Annotated in this window: 3 protein-coding genes; all 3 read right to left on the minus strand. The window is 72.7% G+C overall.

Features of this window, described 5'->3' with window-relative positions:
* Nucleotides 1–11 precede the first annotated feature (11 nt).
* Nucleotides 12–1,028, minus strand: coding sequence for a 1-aminocyclopropane-1-carboxylate deaminase (locus tag RIM90_RS27750; protein WP_309063496.1), 1,017 nt, complete (start codon nucleotides 1,026–1,028; stop codon nucleotides 12–14).
* Between the two features lie 15 nt (nucleotides 1,029–1,043).
* A complete protein-coding gene (locus tag RIM90_RS27755; RefSeq protein ID WP_309063497.1) occupies nucleotides 1,044–1,691 on the minus strand; it encodes a GntR family transcriptional regulator in 648 nt (215 codons plus the stop codon).
* A gap of 112 nt (nucleotides 1,692–1,803) precedes the next feature.
* Complete coding sequence (locus tag RIM90_RS27760) at nucleotides 1,804–3,285, minus strand: alkaline phosphatase PhoX (RefSeq protein WP_309063499.1); 1,482 nt, start codon at nucleotides 3,283–3,285, stop codon at nucleotides 1,804–1,806.
* Nucleotides 3,286–3,331: the final 46 nt, after the last annotated feature.

Genomic DNA, 3,331 nt, shown 5'->3' on the forward strand with positions numbered 1-3,331 from the left:
GGGCAGTACACCTAGAACAGCGCGCTGTACGCGTTCAGCGCCGGCTGACCGCCCAGATGGGCGTACAGCACGGTCGCGTCACGGCCGATCTCGCCCCGGGACACCAGGTCGATCAGCCCGGCCATCGACTTCCCCTCGTAGACGGGGTCGGTGACCATCCCCTCGGTGCGTGCCGCGAGCCGCATCGCCTCCAGCGTCGCCTCGTCGGGAACGCCGTACGTCCCCGCGTGGTACCGCTCGTCCAACTCGACGTCGTCCTCGGTCAGTTCGGCCTTGACGCCGATGAGCCGGCCGGTGCGGTGCGCGATCCGCGCGATCTGCTCCCGGGTCCGGACGGGCTCCGCCGAGGCGTCGACGCCGATCACCCGCCGGGGCCGCCCGCCCGCCTCCTCCAGGGCCCGGAATCCGGCGACCATGCCCGCCTGGGTGGACCCGGTCACCGAGCACACGACCACGGTGTCGAAGAAGACGCCCAGCTCCCGCTCCTGCTCGGCGACCTCGTACGCCCAGCCCGCGAACCCGAGCCCGCCGAGCGGATGGTCGGAGGCGCCGGCCGGAATGGCGTAGGGCCTGCCGCCCGCCTCCTCGACCTCGCGCAGCGCCTGTTCCCAGCTCTCCTTGAACCCGATCCCGAATCCGGCCCGCACCAGCCGTACGTCGGCCCCGGCGAGCCGGCTGATCAGGATGTTGCCGACCTTGTCGTAGACGGCGTCCGGCCAGTCCACCCAGCTCTCCTGCACCAGCACGCACTTGAGCCCGGCACGGGCGGCGACGGCCGCGACCTGGCGGGTGTGGTTGGACTGCACCCCGCCGATGGAGACGAGGGTGTCGCAGCCCTGCGCGAGCGCGTCGGCGACGAGGTACTCCAGCTTGCGGGTCTTGTTCCCGCCGTAGGCCACACCGGAGTTGCAGTCCTCGCGCTTGGCCCACAGGGAGGCGCCACCGAGACGCGCGGTCAGCCGCTGGAGCGGATGCACGGGCGAGGGCCCGAAGAGCAGCGGGTAACGCTCGTAGGAAGAAAGGGACATGAGTGGTCCTCCCGGTCAGGGAACGTCGGCGAGCTCCTCCAGGCCCCGCCAGATCTCCGCCGTGACCCGGACCGCCTCGTCCGGGTCACCGGCCGCGCAGGCCGCGATCAGCCGCTCGTGCAGCCCGGCGGAGCGGCAGGTGCCGCCCTCGCCGAAGCGCCGCCGTTCCAGCCGGCGGATGAGCGGGGTGTAACGGGCGACGGTCGCGGCGGCCGCGCGGTTGCCGCTCACCCGCACGAGCACGTCGTGCAGGGCGTCGTCGGCGCGCAGGGCGCCGTCCACGTCACCGGCGCGGACGGCCGCCGCGAACCGCTCGTTGGCGGCGCGCATGACGTCCACGTCCGCTTCCCGCAGCCGCGGCACGGCGACCCGGGTGACCAGTTCGTGCATGGCCCCGACGACGGCGGCGGCGTCCCGTACGTCGGCGGCCACGAGCGGGGTGACCCGGGTGTAGCTCTGCGGTTTGCTCTCCAGCAGCCCCTCGTCGGCCAGTCGCGAGAACGCCTCGCGCACCGGCGCCCGGGACAGCCCCAGCCGCTCGGCGAGCTCGGCGTCCCGCACCACCGCCCCGGGTTCGATCTCCCCGGCCACGATGGCGTCCCGGATCGCTTCGTAGGCGCGGTCCCTGAGCAGGGTGCGCCGCACGGGTCGCATGGACTCCACGACTGAAATGTTAGATGTCAGTCGGAGTGCGAACAAGGCCGCGGCCCGCACGCGCAGTGCGGGCCGCGGCCGGACATCCGGGATCACCGGCCGTCCGCCGGACCGGACGGGTTCACCCGCGCACGTGTGCCCCTCCGCTCTCACGCCGCTGCCGCTTCCAGGGCCCCGTGATGGCGAGCATGATGCCCGGTTCCTGGATGTTGGCGTACAGGGTCTTCCCGTCGGGCGAGAACGTGACGCCGGTGAATTCGCTGAACTCCGGCTCCTCCTCGGTGCCGATGTTCACTTCGTTGCGGGCGATGGGGTACGTGCGTCCGCTGTCGGTGGCGCCGAACAGGTGCTGGACGCCCTCGCCGTCCTCGGCGATGATCAGACCGCCGTACGGGGAGACGGTGATGTTGTCGGGGCCGTCGAAGGCGCCGTCCCTGGACGGGTCCCGGTTGACGCCGAGCAGGACCTTCAGGGTCAGGGTGCGGCGCTTGGGGTCGTAGAACCAGACCTGGCCGTCGTGCTGGACCGGGCTCTCCTCACGGGCGTACGAGGAGACGATGTACGCCCCGCCGTCGCCCCACCACATGCCCTCCAGCTTGCGGGCGCGGGTGATCTCGCCGGGCCCGAACTGCTCGCGCACGGCGACCTCGCGTGCGTCGCGGTCGGGGACGTCCACCCAGTCGACGCCGTAGACGGTGCCGGTCCGCGTGGCGCGGGAGAGGTCGTCGACGAACCGGCCGCCGGAGTCGTAGCACTTGGGCGCCTGGAGGACGCCCGCGTCGTCGGCGAGGGTGCGGAACCTGCCGGGGCCGTGGCGGAAGCCCTTCGGCGGGGTCCAGCGGTAGAACAGGCCGTTGGGCTCGTCGGCGTCCTCGGTGAGGTACGCGTGGCCGCGCTTGACGTCGATGACGACGGCCTCGTGGTCGTAACGGCCGAAGAACTTCAGGGGCTTGGGGTCGCGGTTGGCGCGCCGGTCGGCGGGGTCGACCTCGAAGACGTAGCCGTGGTCCTTGGTCATGCCGTTCTCGCCGGCGCGGTCGGAGTTCTCCTCGCAGGTGAGCCAGGTGCCCCAGGGGGTGCTGCCGCCCGCGCAGTTGTTGGCGGTGCCGGCGATGCCGACCCATTCGGCGACGCTGCCGTCGGGGCGCACCTCGACGACGGTGCAGCCGCCGGGCGCGGCCGGGTCGTAGACGAGGCCCTCGGCGAGCGGGACGGGGAACTCCGCCTCGTCGCGCGGGCCGTCCATCTCGTGGTTGTTGACCAGGAGGGTGCTGCCGCGCGGACCGGGGAAGGCCGCCGTGCCGTCGTGCTCGGCCGGCGTGAACTCGCCCGACTCCAGCCGGGTCCTGCCGGTGTGGGTGAGGACGCGGTACGTGAAGCCCGCGGGCAGGGCGAGGATGCCGTCCGGGTCCGGCACCAGGGGCCCGTACCCGACTCCGCCGTGCCGGTCCGCCGCCTCCTCGGACCGCTCGTCCGCGCTCTCGGTCTCGGCCGTCGTGAGGGCGTGGGGTGCGGAGGAGAGGGCACCGACGCTGCCCACCAGTGCGACACCGGCACCGGCGATCGCGGAGGTTCTGGCGAAGTCCCTGCGGGTGAGCGACATGGTGTCTCCTGTGACGGTGGATGTGCCGTGGAGGGGGGCGGACCTC

This window comes from Streptomyces sp. (assembly GCF_031181555.1).
GTDB classification, from domain to species: domain Bacteria; phylum Actinomycetota; class Actinomycetes; order Streptomycetales; family Streptomycetaceae; genus Streptomyces; species Streptomyces fimbriatus.